This window comes from Mesorhizobium sp. B2-4-19 (genome assembly GCF_006441315.1).
Lineage (GTDB): Bacteria > Pseudomonadota > Alphaproteobacteria > Rhizobiales > Rhizobiaceae > Mesorhizobium.
Genome location: NZ_VFUV01000005.1, coordinates 159530 through 176320, shown reverse-complemented (window position 1 = coordinate 176320; position 16791 = coordinate 159530). Strand labels below are relative to the sequence as shown.

15 protein-coding genes are annotated in these 16791 nt (G+C 63.3%); 10 read left to right on the top strand and 5 right to left on the bottom strand.

Translation table 11 applies throughout. The features are described 5' to 3' along the window. Nucleotides 1–41 precede the first annotated feature (41 nt). Nucleotides 42–1559, top strand: coding sequence for a DegQ family serine endoprotease (locus FJ546_RS11435; protein ID WP_140889425.1), 1518 nt, complete (start codon nucleotides 42–44; stop codon nucleotides 1557–1559). Nucleotides 1560–1709: 150 nt separating this feature from the next. On the opposite strand, the gene FJ546_RS11430 is transcribed toward FJ546_RS11435, so the two are convergent. Then, the gene (locus FJ546_RS11430; protein WP_140889424.1) at nucleotides 1710–2282 is read right to left on the bottom strand and encodes a GNAT family N-acetyltransferase; all 573 of its coding nucleotides are present in this window, start codon (nucleotides 2280–2282) and stop codon (nucleotides 1710–1712) included. Next, nucleotides 2279–3166, bottom strand: a complete 888-nt coding sequence (serB, locus tag FJ546_RS11425) for a phosphoserine phosphatase SerB (protein ID WP_140889423.1) — start codon at nucleotides 3164–3166, stop codon at nucleotides 2279–2281. The genes FJ546_RS11430 and serB overlap by 4 nt, the downstream gene beginning before the upstream one ends. On the opposite strand from serB, the gene miaA reads away from it, so the two are divergent. Together miaA and FJ546_RS11415 are read left to right on the top strand one after the other, a co-directional pair. Further along, nucleotides 3156–4121 carry a tRNA (adenosine(37)-N6)-dimethylallyltransferase MiaA gene (miaA, locus tag FJ546_RS11420; protein WP_140889422.1) on the top strand — a complete coding sequence of 322 codons (966 nt, stop codon included), beginning with the start codon at nucleotides 3156–3158 and terminating at the stop codon, nucleotides 4119–4121. The two genes, serB and miaA, sit on opposite strands and share 11 nt — an antisense overlap. Before the next feature lie 105 nt (nucleotides 4122–4226). Beyond that, a complete protein-coding gene (locus tag FJ546_RS11415) occupies nucleotides 4227–5018 on the top strand; it encodes a GGDEF domain-containing protein (protein WP_095787796.1) in 792 nt (263 codons plus the stop codon). 207 nt (nucleotides 5019–5225) lie between these two features. On the opposite strand, the gene FJ546_RS11410 is transcribed toward FJ546_RS11415, so the two are convergent. Continuing rightward, nucleotides 5226–7058, bottom strand: a complete 1833-nt coding sequence (locus FJ546_RS11410) for an ATP-binding protein (protein ID WP_140889564.1) — start codon at nucleotides 7056–7058, stop codon at nucleotides 5226–5228. Between the two features lie 154 nt (nucleotides 7059–7212). Between FJ546_RS11410 and FJ546_RS11405 the strand changes: the two genes are divergently transcribed. Together FJ546_RS11405 and FJ546_RS11400 are read left to right on the top strand one after the other, a co-directional pair. Then, nucleotides 7213–7776: an XRE family transcriptional regulator gene (locus FJ546_RS11405; protein WP_140889421.1), complete on the top strand. Its 564-nt coding sequence runs from the start codon at nucleotides 7213–7215 to the stop codon at nucleotides 7774–7776. A gap of 5 nt (nucleotides 7777–7781) precedes the next feature. After that, nucleotides 7782–8090, top strand: coding sequence for a hypothetical protein (locus FJ546_RS11400; protein ID WP_140889420.1), 309 nt, complete (start codon nucleotides 7782–7784; stop codon nucleotides 8088–8090). Between the two features lie 79 nt (nucleotides 8091–8169). Here FJ546_RS11400 and FJ546_RS11395 read toward each other — a convergent pair whose 3' ends face one another. Beyond that, complete coding sequence (locus tag FJ546_RS11395; RefSeq protein WP_140889419.1) at nucleotides 8170–9057, bottom strand: LysR family transcriptional regulator; 888 nt, start codon at nucleotides 9055–9057, stop codon at nucleotides 8170–8172. A 118-nt stretch (nucleotides 9058–9175) separates the two neighbouring features. On the opposite strand from FJ546_RS11395, the gene FJ546_RS11390 reads away from it, so the two are divergent. Continuing rightward, nucleotides 9176–10327, top strand: coding sequence for a gamma-butyrobetaine dioxygenase (locus FJ546_RS11390; protein ID WP_140889418.1), 1152 nt, complete (start codon nucleotides 9176–9178; stop codon nucleotides 10325–10327). Beyond that, on the top strand, nucleotides 10324–10908 hold the full coding sequence (locus FJ546_RS11385) for an HD domain-containing protein (RefSeq protein ID WP_140889417.1): 585 nt from the start codon (nucleotides 10324–10326) through the stop codon (nucleotides 10906–10908). The genes FJ546_RS11390 and FJ546_RS11385 overlap by 4 nt, the downstream gene beginning before the upstream one ends. A gap of 281 nt (nucleotides 10909–11189) precedes the next feature. Here the strand turns inward: FJ546_RS11385 and FJ546_RS11380 are convergent, their stop codons facing one another. Continuing rightward, the gene (locus FJ546_RS11380; protein ID WP_140889416.1) at nucleotides 11190–12992 is read right to left on the bottom strand and encodes an NAD(P)/FAD-dependent oxidoreductase; all 1803 of its coding nucleotides are present in this window, start codon (nucleotides 12990–12992) and stop codon (nucleotides 11190–11192) included. 488 nt (nucleotides 12993–13480) lie between these two features. Here FJ546_RS11380 and FJ546_RS11375 point away from each other — a divergent pair, with 488 nt between their 5' ends. From FJ546_RS11375 to FJ546_RS11365, 3 genes are all read left to right on the top strand, one after another. Then, nucleotides 13481–15262, top strand: a complete 1782-nt coding sequence (locus FJ546_RS11375; RefSeq protein ID WP_140889415.1) for an acetolactate synthase 3 large subunit — start codon at nucleotides 13481–13483, stop codon at nucleotides 15260–15262. Between the two features lie 78 nt (nucleotides 15263–15340). Continuing rightward, a complete protein-coding gene (gene ilvN, locus FJ546_RS11370; protein WP_013894763.1) occupies nucleotides 15341–15916 on the top strand; it encodes an acetolactate synthase small subunit in 576 nt (191 codons plus the stop codon). A 119-nt stretch (nucleotides 15917–16035) separates the two neighbouring features. Beyond that, complete coding sequence (locus tag FJ546_RS11365; RefSeq protein ID WP_140889414.1) at nucleotides 16036–16632, top strand: LysE family translocator; 597 nt, start codon at nucleotides 16036–16038, stop codon at nucleotides 16630–16632. Nucleotides 16633–16791: the final 159 nt, after the last annotated feature.

Sequence of the window (16791 nt, the reverse complement as noted above, 5' to 3'; positions counted from 1 at the left end):
CCGTTGCGCTTTCTCTTTCAGAAAGACCGGGAGGCTTCTCGATGACATCCACACTCCTTTTGCGCGCGGCACGGCGGACTTTCATCGCCGGCACGGCAGCGCTTCTCGTCGGCACCGTCGCCGTCCCGTCCTTCGTGGCGCCGACCTTCGCGGCCGATGGGCCTGCTTCGGTGGCTGACCTGGCGCAGGGCGTGCTCAGCGCGGTGGTCAACATCTCGACTTCGCAGACGGTGAAGGGCACGGAGGGGCCAGGCGCGGTGCCGATGCCGCAGCTTCCCGAGGGCTCGCCGTTCCAGGATTTCTTCGACGATTTCTTCAAGAACCGCGGCGGCAACAAGGACAATAGCGCGCAGAAAGTGCAGTCGCTGGGATCCGGTTTCGTCATCGACGCCGAGCAAGGCATCGTCGTCACCAACAACCACGTGATCGCCGACGCCGACGACATCGAGGTCAATTTCTCCGATGGCGTGACGCTGAAGGCGACGCTGGTCGGCACCGACACCAAGACCGACGTCGCGGTGCTGAAGGTCGATCCGAAAGGCCACAAGCTGACCGCGGTGAAGTTCGGCGATTCCACCAAGATGCGCGTCGGCGACTGGGTGATGGCGGTCGGCAATCCGTTCGGCCTCGGCGGCACGGTGACGGTAGGCATCGTGTCGGCGCGCAACCGCGACATCAATTCCGGCCCCTATGACGATTTCATCCAGACCGACGCGGCGATCAATCGCGGCAATTCGGGCGGACCGCTGTTCAACAGCGCCGGCGAAGTCATCGGCATCAACACCGCGATCATTTCGCCGTCCGGCGGCTCGATCGGCATTGGCTTCTCCATTCCCTCGCAGCTTGCCGCGGGCGTCGTCGACCAGTTGCGCCAGTTTGGCGAGACGCGGCGCGGCTGGCTCGGCGTGCGCATCCAGCCGGTGACGGACGACATCGCCGAAAGCCTCGGCATGGCGACCGCCAAGGGCGCGCTGGTCGCCGGCGTCATCAAGGGCGGCCCCGTCGACAACGGCACCATCCAGGCCGGTGACGTCATCATCAAGTTCGACGGCAAGGACATCCATGAGATGCGCGACCTGCCGCGCGTCGTCGCCGAAAGCCCAGTCGGCAAGGCCGTCGACGTGCTGATCGTGCGCAAGGGCGTCGAGCAGACGGTGAAGGTGACGCTTGGCCGGTTAGAGGATGGCGAGAAGCTTGCCAGCAGCGGCGAGAACGGCAATACCGACCAGGACAAGGGCAACAAGGCTCCGGCCGTTTCGACCGCCTCAGTGCTCGGCATGACCGTCGGCGAACTCAATGACGAGACGCGCAAGAAATTCAGCATCGCCGCCGATGTCTCCGGCGTCGTCATCACCGATGTGGCCAAGGATTCGGCCGCCTCCGAGCGCGGCATACAGCCGGGCGAAGTGATCACCGAGATCGCGCAGGAATCGGTCGCCTCGCCCAAGGACGTCATGGACCGGATCGGCACCCTGAAGGAGCAGGGCCGCAAGAACGCGCTCCTGATGCTGGCGTCGAAGACCGGCGAGTTGCGCTTCGTGACGATCCGGATGGATTGAGATTTCAATCCGGCGATTCAAAAAGGCGGATAGAGCATTTTCACACGGAAACGGTGAAATGCTCCATCCTTTTGTTTTGAAGCAATTCCCAAGGGAAAGCGTTACGCGCTTTTCCCAGGAAAACCGCTTCACACTTTTCCTGGAATTGCTCTAAACAGCCGGCTTTTTTCTTGCCTGCCAGTCCTCGCGCGAAAGCCTGTAGAGCACATGTCGCCTGAGCGCGGAATGGCTGTCGGGAATGCCGGGATGGTCGAAGTCGGCCGCTGGATCGGCTGTCATGCCGAGGCGTTTCATGACGGCGGTCGAGCGGTGGTTTCCCGCGACCGCGAAGGAGACGATCTCGTCGACGGCCAATGTTTCGAACCCGTAAGCCAGCCAGGCTTCCGACGCCTCGGTGACATAGCCCTTGCCCCAGAATTCGGGCGCCAGCCGCCAGCCGATCTCGATGGTGCCGGCGGGCAGGACGTCGATATCCTCTGTTCCCGACAGGCCGACAAAGCCGATGCACTCGCCCGTGGCGGCAATCTCGGCCGCGGCGAAGCCACAGCCGTCCTCATCGATCCATGCGCGGACCTCGTCCATCTTGGCGTCCGCGGCGGCACGGTCGCGACGGAACGGGAAGAATTCCATGACGCGCTCGTCGGAATTGATGCGATGGAAGAGCTCGCGGTCACGCTCTTCCCAATTGCGCAGGATGAGGCGTTCGGTGCGCATGGGTTTCATTGGACGAACTCTTCCTGGCGATAGCCCTGCAGATAGAGCAGCGCCGTGAGGTCGCCGTGGTCGATGCGAACCTTGGCCTGCGCCGCCACGGTCGGCTTGGCATGCAGCGCGACGCCGGTGCCGGCGAGGCGGATCATGTCGAGGTCGTTGGCGCCATCGCCGACGGCGATGGCGTCGGCCGGCGTCAGGCCAAGGCGTGCGCATATTTCGAGCAGCGCGTCGGCCTTGGCGGCGCGGCCGAGGATCGGCTCGCCGACCAGGCCAGTAAAGCGCCCATCCTGTTCGAGCAGGCGGTTGGCGCGGTTCTCCTGAAAGCCGAGCATGGCCGCGATTCGGGTCGTGAACACTTCGAAGCCGCCCGAGACGAGCGCCGCCCAGCCGCCATTAGCAAGCATGGTCTGGACCAGCGCGCGGCCGCCCGAGGCCAATGTCAGCCGATTGGCGACGATGCGGTCGACGATGGCGGCTTCGAGCCCCTTCAACAGCGCGACGCGTTCGCGCAGGGCCGGCTCGAAGGCGATCTCGCCGTTCATCGATCGCGCGGTGATCGCCGCGACGTGCTCCTTGAGGCCGATCTCGTCGGCCAGCTCGTCGATGCACTCCTGGTCGATCATGGTCGAATCCATGTCGGCGATGAGGATTTTCTTGCGGCGCGTTTCGGCCTGTTGGACGATCACGTCGACCGGTTCCGCGGCCAATGCGGCACGCAGGGCAGCCGTGGTATTGGCAGTATCAGCCGCTTGCGGCAGGGCTAGATCGCAGGCAATGCCTTCGGCCAGCCAGACGACAGTGCTTGCGCCCACCGACCGCGAGGCCATATTCGCAAGCGACGGCGATAGAGCGCGGTCAGCGGGACGGGAAACAAGCGTGGCAATGAGCGGCATCGAGAATTCCGGCACGGATGCGGGCGAAGGCCGCGTGAAGAACGCGATCCTGATAGCCGGGCCGACCGCCAGCGGCAAGTCGGCACTGGCGCTCGACCTGGCCGAACGCGCAGGCGGCGTCATCGTCAACACCGATTCCATGCAAGGCTATTCGGTGCTCGACGTGCTGACCGCCCGCCCGGAGCCGGCCGACCTCGCACGCGTGCCGCATTTTCTCTACGGCCACGTCCATCCCGCGACCGCCTATTCGACGGGTGCGTGGCTGCGCGACGTGATGAAACTCATCGACGATGGCGAACTGTCGCGGCGGCCGGTCTTCGTCGGTGGCACCGGCCTCTATTTTCGCGCGCTGGCCGAGGGTATTTCGGAAATGCCGGACATTCCGCCGCGCATCCGCGACCGCTGGCGCTACGAGCTGAAGGAACAAGGCGCGGTCAAGCTGCACGGCCTGCTGCTGCGCGAGGATTCGAGAGCCGCCATGCAGCTCAAGCCAACCGACAGCCAGCGCATCGTGCGGGCGCTCGAAGTGCTTGACGCTTCCGGCCGGTCGATCCTGGAATGGCAGGCCGAGCGCGGCCGCCCGCTCATCGACAGGCAGACGGCGCGTTTCCTGGTCATCGAGCCGGATCGGGCCGCGCTGGTCGATCGCATCGAGAGGCGCTTCGACCTGATGCTGGACAAGGGCGCGCTGGAGGAAGTCAGGCAGCTTGCGGCCCTTCGCCTTGATCCGGATCTGCCGGCAATGAAGGCGATCGGCGTTCGCGCCCTGCAGGCGGCGATGGCTGGAGAGTTGAGCTTTGCCGAAGCAATCGAGCGCGCCAAGATCGCAACCCGGCAATACGCCAAGCGGCAGGCGACCTGGTTTCGCCACCAGCTGGGGCCCGAATGGCAGAGATTGCGCCCCGGTGACAATCTCGAAACCACGATCCAAACACTTGTTGCTAATGCAACTTAAAAAGTTGACCATGACGGAAGGGTTCGCGCCGAAGTTGCCGGGATTAACGCTCCGTAAGGCGGTCCGTGCCATAAGGTCGATGGGCACTTTTCCATTGGGGAGCAGATGCGTTTCCATAAGGCGGAATCCGCTTTTTTCGTCTTTATTTTCGTGATCCTGGCCGCTGGCCTGGTGACGCTGCACGCCTATGGGCTCTTGCAATCCTTCGCCACGGAACTCCATACGCAGTCGGGCCTGGACAAGGTCATCTACCTCAACAAGCTGTTGTTCGCGACCGGGGTGCTGCTTGCGACCGCGCTGTTTTTCGGCATCTTCTTCATCTATCCGCTGATCCGCAAACAGGCGACGGAAGAAGGCAAGCTGCGCGCCATGACGGTTTCGCTCAGCGCTCGCTCCGAAACGCTCGAGCATGCCGCGCTGACGGACAGCCTGACCGGCATGCAGAACCGACGCTATTTCGACGATGCGCTGAAGGAATATCTCGAGGAGTTCCGCCGCATCGAAAAGCCGGTCGGGCTGATGATCCTCGATCTCGACCATTTCAAGCAGGTCAACGACACGCACGGCCACGATGTCGGCGACGAGGTCCTCAGGGCCGTCGCCAGCTGCCTCAAGGACATGACACGTTTCCACGACGTGGTGGCACGGCTGGGCGGCGAGGAGTTTGCCGTGGTCACGCCCAACATGGAGGCGGAGCTGCTGGCCAAATTCGCCGAGCGCATCCGCAAGGCGGTAGCCAACATGTCGATCCTTTCGGGCAACGTCCGGCTCAAGATCACCACCAGCGTCGGCCTTGCCGTCTGGGACCGCAAGGAAACGGCCGAGGAGTTCTATCGCCGCGCCGATCGCCAGCTCTATGAGGCGAAGAGGCAGGGCCGCAACCGCGTCTGCGCCTAAAATCCCGAAGAAGAATTCATGAGGCCGGTTGCCTGACGCGGCTTTCTCGACTTCCGGTGCTCACGGACTGAATGTCCGCTCCGCTCCGGCTTCTCGAAAACCGCGCCATTCAATCCGGCCTGATGAATTCCCTTTCGGGATTTGCCCAAGCTGGTTCGACGATGTCGAGCCTTTCGAGGTGCCGCTCTTCGTCAGAGAGTTGCAGGCTCAGTCGTTCTGGGGGCGCAGGCCGAAGGTGGCGGGCTTCAGGCCGTAGCGCATGTCGAAATCGTCGTCCGCTTGCACGCGGCCGGTTGCCGGCTTGCGGTAATCGGGGTCGCCGGCCTGGCGGCCGGAATCGACCACTTCGGCGAAGGCCATAGCCTGCTGCGTCGATTTCGGCACGTTGCGCAGCCGCTCGACGATCGCCACCAGGTCGACATCGTCGCCGGCCCTTGGCGACTCGGTCTCTTCGCGCTTGGCCGTGCCGGGAAGCAGGTGGCTGGGCAGTTTCTCGAATTTCAGCCGCATGGTCGTCGCCACGCCTTCACCGAAGGCGATGGCTTCGCGCTGTCCCATGGACGACAGGAAGGCAAGCGTGGAGGCGGAGGAGTCGGCGATGGCCGAGCGAATGATCGCCTGGTCCTGCTCGTTGGCGAGCCGCATGGCGAAGAAGGTCGAACACTGCGACAGGATGGTCGGGTCAAGCTCGCCCGGACGCTGGGTGACGACGCCGAGATAGCAGCCATATTTGCGGCCTTCCTTGGCGATGCGCGACAGCGCGTGCCGGGTCGGCGCGAAGCCGAGACGCGGATCGGCCGGCATGTAGCGATGCGCTTCCTCGCACAGCAACAGCAGCTGCAGCTTGCCCTCGCTCCACAGAGCGAGGTCGAAGGCCAGGCGCGCCAGCACCGAACAGACGGAGTTGACCACTTCGGAAGGCATGCCGGCCATCTCGAAGCAGGTCACCGGCCGGCCGTGATGCGGCACGCGGAAGATGTTGCCGATCGTCTCGTGGATGGTGTCCTCGATCAGGCGCGAACTGAACATGAAGCGATAGCGCGGATCGGCGGACGCCGATTCGATGCGCGTCTTCAGCGATTTGAGCGTCGGGCGCTCGTTCTTGCTTTCGAGCATGCCCATGCGCTCGTCGATCTGCTTGAGCAGATCGGCGATGCGGTAAGGCACCGGCGTATCGGCGGTCAACGCATCGTTGCCGCGCCTGAGATAGGCGCCTGAACTCGGGTTGCGGTAGAGGCTCTTGGCCAGTGGAATGAGGTCGCGCAGCGCGTCGATCTCTTCCGGCACCGTTTCACGGCCGCGAAACAGCACCTCGGCGAATTCCTCGAGCTTGAACATCCAGAACGGCAGGTCGAGCGTCTTGGAATCGACCTTGACGCAATATTCCGGCAGCGATGCCGCGAATTCATTGTGCGGGTCGAGGATCAGGATGCGCAAATCAGGGCGCGCCGCGATCGATTTGCGCAGCAGCAGCGAGACGGCGGTGGACTTGCCGACACCGGTGGTGCCGACAATGGCGAAATGGCGCGCCAGCGTGTCGTCGATGGCGATGTTGGCGGCGATCGCCTCGTCCTGCGACAGCGAACCGATGGTGATGGAATGGCGGCCGGCGAGATCGTAGACGGCCTGCAGGTCGCGGGTGCGGATGCGGTGCGCGATCGCGCCGATATGCGGATAGGTGGTGATGCCGCGGTCGAAGATCGGCTTGGCGCCGGGCTCGGCACCATCGCGCACTTCGCCGATCAGCTCGATGCTGACCTCGATGGCGTTCTGGCCTTCATTGCTCCAGGCGCGGTCCGACTTGCCGATGCCATAGACCAGGCCAACGGTTCGTGTCGTGCCGAGATTGATCGAGATCATCTTGCCGACCGTCCAAAGGCCGGTCACCGCGCCGTCGACATCATCGGCATAGGCGGCGATGGTGGCGCGCGCGCCGTCGCATTGCACGACATTGCCCAGGATGCGCCGGTCGTTCTGCTCTGCGTCGCGGCGCTCCTGCGATGTCGGTTCTCCGACCGAAGCTTCGCGTTCGACATACATGGACACGCCAATCCCCATTTCCTTTGACATCAGACCCTACCGGAATGGGGTTAAGGTCGGATGAGGTCGGATGGTGTAGAGAGGATTAAGTGTCTGGCGAAATTTGTCGCGAAATGGCCCTTCACCACTCCCAGTCGTTCGCTATAATGAACGAATGGATGATATAGCGAACGATATTTCTTCGACCCTAGGCAGGCGGATCCACGCCGAGAGGGTCATGCGGGACTGGTCGCTTGCCGAGCTTGCCGAGCGGTCCGGTGTTTCCAAGGCGATGCTGAGCACGATCGAGCGCGGCATGACCAGCCCGACGGCGGCCCTTCTGGTGCGAATCGCGGCGGCTTTCGGCATGACGCTGTCGACCCTCATCGCGCGCGCGGAATTGCAAGGCGGCGGGTTGCTACGCGAGGCCGATCAGCCGGTGTGGCGCGATCCCGATACAGGCTATGTCAGGTGGCATCTGTCACCGGCCGGCGACATGCCGCTCGAACTGATCAAGGTGCATCTGCCGGCGGGCGCCAGGGTCAGTCTGCCGGCGGCTTCGTACGCCTTCATCAAGCAGCAGATCTGGCTGATTTCCGGACGGCTCGAATTCACCGAGGGCGATGTGGTGCACAGGCTCGAACCCGGCGACTGCCTGGCGCTCGGCGCGCCGTCGGACTGCACCTTCCATGCCCTGGAGGTGGGCGCCGACTATCTCGTCGCGCTGGTCAGGGGCTGAAAATCATGGCGAGAAGGCCAAAACGCTCCCACAACGGGGGGCCGCCGCTTGACGACTATAAGGGGCCACCCTGGGGCAAGGGCGATCCCTATATTTTCCTGGCCTGGCAGGCCGCGCACGCCAAGGCATGGAAGGCGCCGAGCCGCGAAATCATGCTGATGCGCATGGACAAGGCCGAACGGCTGGGCCTGACCTATGAGGAATACACGCTCGAGATCCTCGAGCGTGGACGGCATCTCCGGGAAGAAGACACAGAACGCATCAGCGCCATCAAGGCCGCGCGCAAGCGGCGCCGCGTGCGCCATTTCGATTGACGCAGGCATGGCGGGGTTGGCCGGCACGCTGACCTACTGGAAGCGTATCGGCGCGCCACATCGCGCCAGACAGTGCCGATCAGGCCGGGGCCTTTCTGGACAGGTGCACCAGCAGCCACTGGCGGAATTCCTGTTCGGCACTGGTCAGGCGCGCGGTCGATGCGCTGGTCAGAAAATGGCCTGAGCTGCTGGAGAGTTCGAATTCGGAAAGCGGCACTAGGCTCCTGCTCTTGAGCGCTGCGTCGACAAGCGGCCGCGACCCCAGAAGCACGCCGGCGCCGGCGCTCGCCGCTTCCATCGCCGCGACGAAACTGTCGAAGCGATGCGACCGCTGGGGGTGGCCGGCCAGTCCGGCGGCCGCGAACCATTCCGCCCACATTTCGCGCGCGCCGGCGACCAGAAGCAGCGGCAGGGCTGTCCAGTCGGCGGCACCGGCGAGGGTCGGACTTGCCACCGGCACAAGGCGCTCGGCAGTCAGTCTGTCGGCCTCGCGCCCGGGAAAGGAGCCGTTGCCGAAACGGATGTCGAGCGCCGAGCCCGGCAAGTCATAGTCGGTCGGCCGATGGATCGTCACCAGATCGAGCTGGATGCGCGGCAGCGCCTGCTCGAGATCGGGCAGCGCCGGGACCAGTATCAGCAAGGCGAAAGAGATCGGCACCCGGATCGAGACGGTCTGGACAGCGCGCGGCTCGAAAAGTTCCGTCGTGCTGCTGGAGATGGTGGCGAAGGCCGACTGGATGTGCGGCAGATAGGCGGCGCCTTCCGGCGACAGCGCGACGCCGCGCGCCAGCCGCGAGAACAGGCGCGTCTTCAACCGCTCCTCGAGCAGCCGGATATGCTGGCTGACGGCCGCCTGGGTCAGGCCGAGTTCGGCCGCGGCCGCCGTGAAATTCGACAGCCGCGCCGCGGCCTCGAAACTGCGCAGCCAATCGAGGGGAGGGAGAGCGGGAATGGGTTTTTTAGGCATTAGAAATTTGTGGTCTTTGGCCGAAAAATGATAATTTGAGTTATGCCTTTCTTATGGCCAACATGCAATCGAAACCCTGCGGACCGGGCCGCGGGCGTAGAGGACAGGAAACGGATCCATGCTCACCCACGCGCTGATTGGCGACGAAGGCAGAACGATCGAACTTGGCTGGCAGGGCGGGAGGCGCACCCGCTTTCACGCCATGTGGCTGCGCGACAATGCGCTCGACGACAAGACGCGCAGCGCCGGCAATGGCCAGCGGCTGATCACCATCCTCGACATTCCAGCCGAGACGAGGATCGGAGCTGCCGCGATCAAGGGCGGCGCGCTGGAAATCAGCTTCGTGCCGGAAGGAAAAACGGTCAGCTTTCCCGCTCAATGGCTGAGCGCCAACGCCTATGATCGCGACGAGCTTCGCGAACCCGGCTGGACGGGCGATATCATCCAGCGCTGGACCAAGGCGACGATGCAGAATTCGGTGCCGCGCGCCAGCTACAAGGCGGCCTTTCATGGCCGCAGTGTCCTGCGCGAATGGCTTTCGGCGGTGCGAACCTACGGCTTTGCGGTGATGGACGGACTGCCGGCGGAGTCCGGGGCGCTGTGCAAGGTCTCCGACCTGTTCGGTTATATCAGGGAGACCAATTACGGCCGCTGGTTCGAAGTGCGCGCCGAGGTCAATCCGAACAATCTCGCCTACACCAATCTCGGCCTCCAGGCGCACACAGACAATCCCTATCGCGATCCGGTGCCGACGCTGCAGATCCTGGCCTGTGTCGAGAATACGGTGGAGGGCGGCGAGTCCAGCGTCGTAGACGGCTTTGCCGTTGCGGCCGCGCTGCAGGCCGAAAACCCTGAGGGCTTCCGGCTGCTGAGTTCCTGTCCGGCACGCTTCGAATATGCCGGCTCGTCCGGCGTGCGGCTGCAGGCGAAGCGGCCGATGATCGAGCTTGGACCGGATGGCGAGCTGATCTGCATCCGCTTCAACAACCGTTCGCTGGCGCCTGTCGTCGACGTGCCGTTCGCCGATATGGACGCCTACTATGCCGCCTATCGCCGGTTCGCGGAGCTGATCGAGGATCCCGCCTTCGAAGTGACGTTCAAGCTAAAGCCTGGCCAGGCCTTCATCGTCGACAACACGCGCGTCATGCATGCCCGCAAGGCGTTTTCGGGCACCGGCAAGCGCTGGCTGCAGGGCTGCTACGCCGACAAGGACGGCCTGTTGTCGACGCTTGCGGCGATCGAGCATAGCTTCAAGGAGGCCGCGGAATGAGAGGCCAGGATTTGAACGCGGACAATATCGTCGAATTCATCGCCGACATTTTCGAGCGCCGGGGCGCGGAATCCTATCTCGGCGAGCCGGTGACCATGTCCGAGCACATGCTGCAGGGGGCCTGGCTGGCGGAGCAGGATGGTGCGCCCGAAGTGCTGGTGGCGGCCGCGCTGCTGCACGACATCGGCCACTACACCAGCGAGTTCGGCACCTATTCGCCCGACGATGTCGAGGACAAGCATCATGACGAGGCCGGCGGCGAGGTGCTGGCGCCGTTCTTCCCGCCGGTCATCGTCGAATGCGTGAGGCTGCATGTCGCGGCCAAGCGCTATCTCTGCGCCACCGACCCGACCTATTTCTCGAGACTGTCGCCGGCTTCGGTCCATACGCTGTCGCTGCAGGGCGGACCGATGAGCGCCGACGAGGTGGCCGAGTTTCGCGAGAACCCGTTCCACGAGGAAGCGGTGCGGGTCCGTATCTGGGACGAGGGCGGCAAGGTCGCGAACATGAAGACGCGGGCGTTTCGCGACTATGTGCCGTTGCTGCAGCGCGTCGTGCACGATTTCAGCAACCGCGTCTGACGGCGGATCATCACCGGAGAGGACAGCCATCTGTTACTGCTTCGACGGGCAAGGGGCGGTGACGCCACATAGGCCTGAAAACTGCCGGGAGCGCGGGCGTGTTGAAGGCGCTCCCCGGTGCAGTTCAGTTGCCGCTGTTGGTAAGCTTGGTCTTCTCGATCCGGCGAGCCGGTCCGAGCCGCTCGAATCCACAGACATTGCGCGCGCATAGCGATGCATTCTGGAGGCGCGGCATTTGCCGCACCTCCCTGGTGCCTGGCCCCAGCTGGCCACCCGGCCGGTTATCCCTTGTGGTGCACCGTCTGCAGCCCGTAGACCGGCGTCGGCATGCCGGCATGCCGGGCCTTCAATTGCAACGACAGGAACTGCGAATAATGGCGCGACTGGTGCAGATTGCCGCCGTGGAACCATAGCGCTTCCTGCTGCGTCGGCTTCCACATGTTGCGCAATTCGCCTTCCCAGGGGCCGGGATCCTTGGTGGTGTTGGAGCCGAGGCCCCAGCATTTGCCGACCTTGTCGGCGGTTTCGCGCGAGATCAGATCGGCGGCCCAGCCGTTCATCGAGCCGTAGCCGGTGGCGTAGACGATGAGGTCCGCGGGCAGTTCCGATCCGTCACTCAGCACAACCGAATGCTGCCTGATCTCTTCGACGTCGACGCCGCTCTTGAGCTTGATCGAACCATCGATGATCAGCTGGGAGGCGCCGACGTCGATGTAATAGCCGGAGCCGCGCCTGAGGTACTTCATGAACAGGCCGGATTCGTCGTCGCCCCAGTCGAGCATGAAACCGGCCTTCTCCAACCCTTTGTAGAACGCCGCGTCGCGTTTCTTCATCTCGGCATAGGCCGGGATCTGGAACTCGTGCAGGATCTTGTAGGGCAGCGAAGCAAAGATAAGATCGGCCTTGGCCGTGGTGACGCCATTCTGCAGCGCCTGCTCCGAATAGAGCGATCCCAGTCCGATCTCCATCAGCGTGTCGGATCTGGAGATATGGGTGCTCGAGCGTTGCACCATGGTGACGTCGGCGCCGGCTTCCCAAAGGGCCGCCGCGATGTCATGGGCGGAATTGTTGGAGCCGATGACAACGGCTCTTTTCCCGGCATAGCCATCGGGGCCAGGGTGCTTCGAGGAGTGGTGCTGGTCGCCCTTGAAACTCTCCATGCCCTTGAATTTCGGCAGATTGGCCTTGCCGGACTGTCCGGTGGCCAGCACCAATTGCTTGGGCTTCAAGATGATGTCCTTGCCGTCGCGGCGGACGACGACGGTCCACTCCTTCTTCTCGTCGTCATAGGAGGCGCTCCTGGCCTCCGTCGAGGACCAATAGTTCAGCTCCATCACCTTAGTGTACATTTCCAGCCAGTCGCCGATCTTGTCCTTCGGCGAGAAGACTGGCCAGTTCTTCGGAAAATCGATATAGGGCAGATGGTCGTACCAGACCGGATCGTGCAGGCAGAGCGACTTGTAGCGCTTGCGCCAGCTGTCGCCGGCCCGTTCGTTCTTCTCGACGATGATGGTCGGCACGTCGAGCTGGCGCAGCCTTGCCCCCAGCGCGATGCCGCCTTGGCCGCCGCCGATGATGAGCGTGTAGGGCTGCGTCTTGAAGCCGAGCTCGGCGGCCTCCTTCTCACGCTCTTCCTTCCATGTCGGACGGTTCTTGCCCGAGCCATGCTTGGCGCCCATCGGCCGCGCGAAGCCGGCCGGTTCCTCATGGCCTTTCAACTCGACCATGGTGGTCAGCAGCGTCCAGATCTTGCCTTCCTTAAGCCTGATATGGCCAAAGCCGCGCGCCACTTCAGTCTCGAAACTGATCCAGCCCTCGATCAGGCCGTCGCTCTCGGTCGCGTCCTCTCCCTTGGCGAGTGCCCAATGTGACGGCTTCGTCTTCGACAGCTGGCTCTTCAGCATGTCGCGGACCTGGTCCTTGCCCTCCATGGTCTTGATGTTCCAGGTGAAGGTGACGAGGTCGCGCCAGTAGCAATCCTCCTGGAAGCAACCGACAGCCCTGTCGATGTCATTGGCGGCGAGGGCGCCGCCGAATTGATCGAGCAGATCGGACAGTTTCTTGCTTGGGGCCTTGTCGAGCATAAGTTTTCCTCCGTGAAATCCAGGCCGTCATGGTGGCTCCTCCCGACTTGTAAGCCGGACGATGAAGTATCGGCAGAGAGGGCGGCCTTCGTCACGCCCCACCATAGTTTCGCGTGGCTTCAAGGACTTATCTGGAGAGCGCGGTTTCCGAGCCGGTCTGGAGCGCTCTTGCGAGGGGCGATGGTGGTGGTGTCGGCACGATGCGGCGTCCATCGCGAAAATCGTGACGGGCCATTTGTCGAATTGGGAAGCGCCTTCATCGCCGGCGCGATTTTTGCCGTTGACAGGGCGCCTTGCCGGCCCGTAGTGTCCGCGACCATGAAAAAGGCACTCATTCTCGTAGGAAGGCGCGTGGGCAAGGCGGTGTAACCGCCGGGCGAAAACCTCCCATGCGCAACACACAGGCTCCCTCGGGGGCCTTTTTTATTGCCTGAAACACGACTAAACGACCAGCAACGCCCAAGTGGCGACAGTACGGGACCAGACCGATGAGCAACGGACAGAGTGAGCGGCGCGAGATGACGGGCGCCGAAATGGTGGTGCAGGCGCTGAAGGACAATGGCGTCAAGCATGTCTTCGGTTATCCCGGCGGCGCTGTTCTCCCGATCTATGACGAGATCTTCCAGCAGGACGACGTCGAGCACATTCTCGTGCGGCACGAGCAAGGCGCGGGCCACGCGGCCGAGGGCTATGCGCGCTCGACCGGCAAGGCCGGCGTCATGCTGGTGACATCGGGCCCCGGCGCCACCAATGCGGTGACGCCGCTGCAGGATGCGCTGATGGATTCGATCCCGCTGGTCTGCCTGACGGGCCAGGTGCCGACCTCCTTGATCGGCTCCGACGCTTTCCAGGAATGCGATACGGTCGGCATTACGCGGCCCTGCACCAAGCACAACTGGCTGGTGAAGGACGTCAACGAGCTCGCCGCGACCATCCATGAGGCTTTCCACGTCGCGACCACGGGCCGTCCCGGTCCGGTTGTGGTCGACATCCCCAAGGACGTGCAGTTCGCCAAGGGGTTTTACGTCCCGCCGCAGATCGCGCCGCGCACCAGCTACCAGCCCAAGGTTCAGGGCGATCTGGAGAAGATCAAGGCCGCGGTCGAACTGATGGCCACCGCCAAGAAGCCGATCATTTATTCGGGCGGCGGTGTGATCAATTCCGGTCCGGAAGCGAGCCATCTGCTGCGCGAACTGGTCGACCTCACCGGTTTCCCGATCACCTCGACGCTGATGGGGCTCGGCGCCTATCCGGCGTCGGGCAAGAACTGGGTCGGCATGCTCGGCATGCACGGCACCTACGAGGCCAACATGGCCATGCATGACTGCGACGTGATGATCTGCATCGGCGCGCGCTTCGACGACCGCATCACCGGTCGGCTCAACGCGTTCTCGCCGCACTCGAAGAAGATCCACATCGACATCGACCCGTCCTCGATCAACAAGAACGTGCACACCGAGGTGCCGATCATCGGCGATGTCGGCCGGGTGCTGGAGGATATGGTGCGGCTGTGGCGGGCAACCGCCAAGGCCGACAAGAAGGCGCTCTACCCCTGGTGGGAGCAGATCGCCAAATGGCGTGCGCGCGATTCACTCGCCTTCAAGATGAACAACGACGTGATCATGCCGCAATACGCCATCCAGCGGCTCTACGAACTGACCAAGGACAAGGACACCTACATCACCACCGAGGTCGGCCAGCACCAGATGTGGGCGGCGCAGCATTATCATTTCGAAAAGCCGAACCGCTGGATGACCTCAGGCGGTCTGGGCACGATGGGCTACGGCCTGCCGGCGGCGCTCGGCGTGCAGATCGCGCATCCCGATGCGCTGGTCATCGACATTGCCGGCGACGCCTCGGTGCAGATGACGATGCAGGAGATGAGTGCCGCGGTGCAGTACAAGGCGCCGATCAAGATCTTCATCCTCAACAACCAGTATATGGGCATGGTGCGGCAATGGCAGCAGCTCTTGCACGGCAACCGGCTGTCGCATTCCTACACCGAGGCGATGCCTGACTTCGTCAAGCTGGCGGAGGCCTATGGCGGCCATGGCATACGTTGCGAGAAGCCGGACGAACTGGACGACGCCATCACCGAGATGATCTCGGTCCGCAAGCCCGTGCTGTTCGACTGCCGCGTGGCGAACCTCGCCAACTGCTTCCCGATGATCCCGTCGGGCAAGGCGCACAACGAGATGCTGTTGCCGGACGAGGCCACCGACGAGGCCGTGGCCAATGCCATCGACGCCAAGGGCAGGGAGCTGGTGTAATCGACGGGCCAAGGCAGGGCTTGTCGAAAGAAGCCGTGCGCAAACAAACAATCAGACCAAGAATTTGAGATCCAAGTCATGAACGCACAGCATCTTCAACCGACCGGCTCCGCCTACTTCATCGCCAAGGAAACGGAGCGGCCGGAGAACCACACGCTCTCCGTGCTGGTCGACAACGAGCCGGGCGTGCTTGCCCGGGTCATCGGCCTGTTCTCCGGGCGCGGCTACAACATCGAGAGCCTGACCGTTTCCGAGACCGAGCACGAAAAGCATCTGTCGCGCATCACCATCGTGACCCGCGGCACGCCGCATGTGCTGGAGCAGATCAAGCATCAGCTCGAGCGCATCGTGCCGGTCCACCGCGTGGTCGATCTCACCGTGCGCTCGCATGAATTCGGACAGGAGCGGCCGCTGGAGCGGGAACTGGCGCTCGTCAAGGTCGCCGGCACCGGTGAGGCCCGGGTCGAGGCGCTGCGGCTGGCCGACGCCTTCCGCGCCAGCGTCATCGACGCCAACACCGAGCATTTCATCTTCGAGATCACAGGCAAGGGCTCCAAGCTCGACCAGTTCATCGCCATCATGAAACCGCTCGGCCTGGTCGAGATCTGCCGCACCGGCGTGGCGGCGATGAACCGCGGCCCGCAGGGCATGTAGACACGCCACCGCGCAAGGAATCCGTCGCTCACAACGCCTGGTTCGATCGGTGGCCGGGCGCTGGCCTTTGCGCGGCAGCAAAAAAGCGACAACGATGCTGACGTATCTGGGAGGATAACATGTCTCTCGACGCATTCCTCGCACTGCTCGTCTATGCCTTCGTGACCTCGATCACGCCGGGGCCTAACAACCTCATGCTGCTGGCATCGGGGGTGAATTTCGGCATTACCAGAACCGTTCCGCACATGCTTGGCATCAGCATGGGCTTCCTGGTGCTGCTGCTTGCCGTCGGCCTTGGCCTTGGCGCCGTGTTGACGGCGTTTCCGGCGCTGCACACTGGATTGAAGATCGCCGGGGGCGCCTATCTGCTCTATCTCGCCTGGAAGATCGCCATGTCGCGCTCGCTGACCGGCAAGGGTGAGACGAAGGCGCGGCCGATGCGCTTCATCGATGCGGCTGCATTCCAGTGGGTCAATCCGAAAGCCTGGGTGATGGCGATCACCGCCATGGCTGTCTATGCCAATGCCGAGCACCCTTTCCTGTCAGTGGTGTTGATCTCGATCGCCTTTACCATCGTCAACCTGCCGAGCGTTTCGGTTTGGGCGGGATTCGGCACGGCACTGCGGGGCTTTCTGTCGGATCCGGCGCGGCTGAAATGGTTCAACATCGCCATGGGCGTGCTCTTGGCGGCCACGCTTTGGCCAATGCTGAAATAGGGTTCCCCGAAGGTTCGACGGGCCTCGCCCCGCGGCGATAGTGGCGCTGCCTACCGATTGTGCAGTGCACATTAAATCTTCGTAATGCCGTGTTTTGGCCCTTTTCCAACAAATGCGTGTCCTATCTATTCGGCGAAATCGCGGCAACGAGCCGTGGAT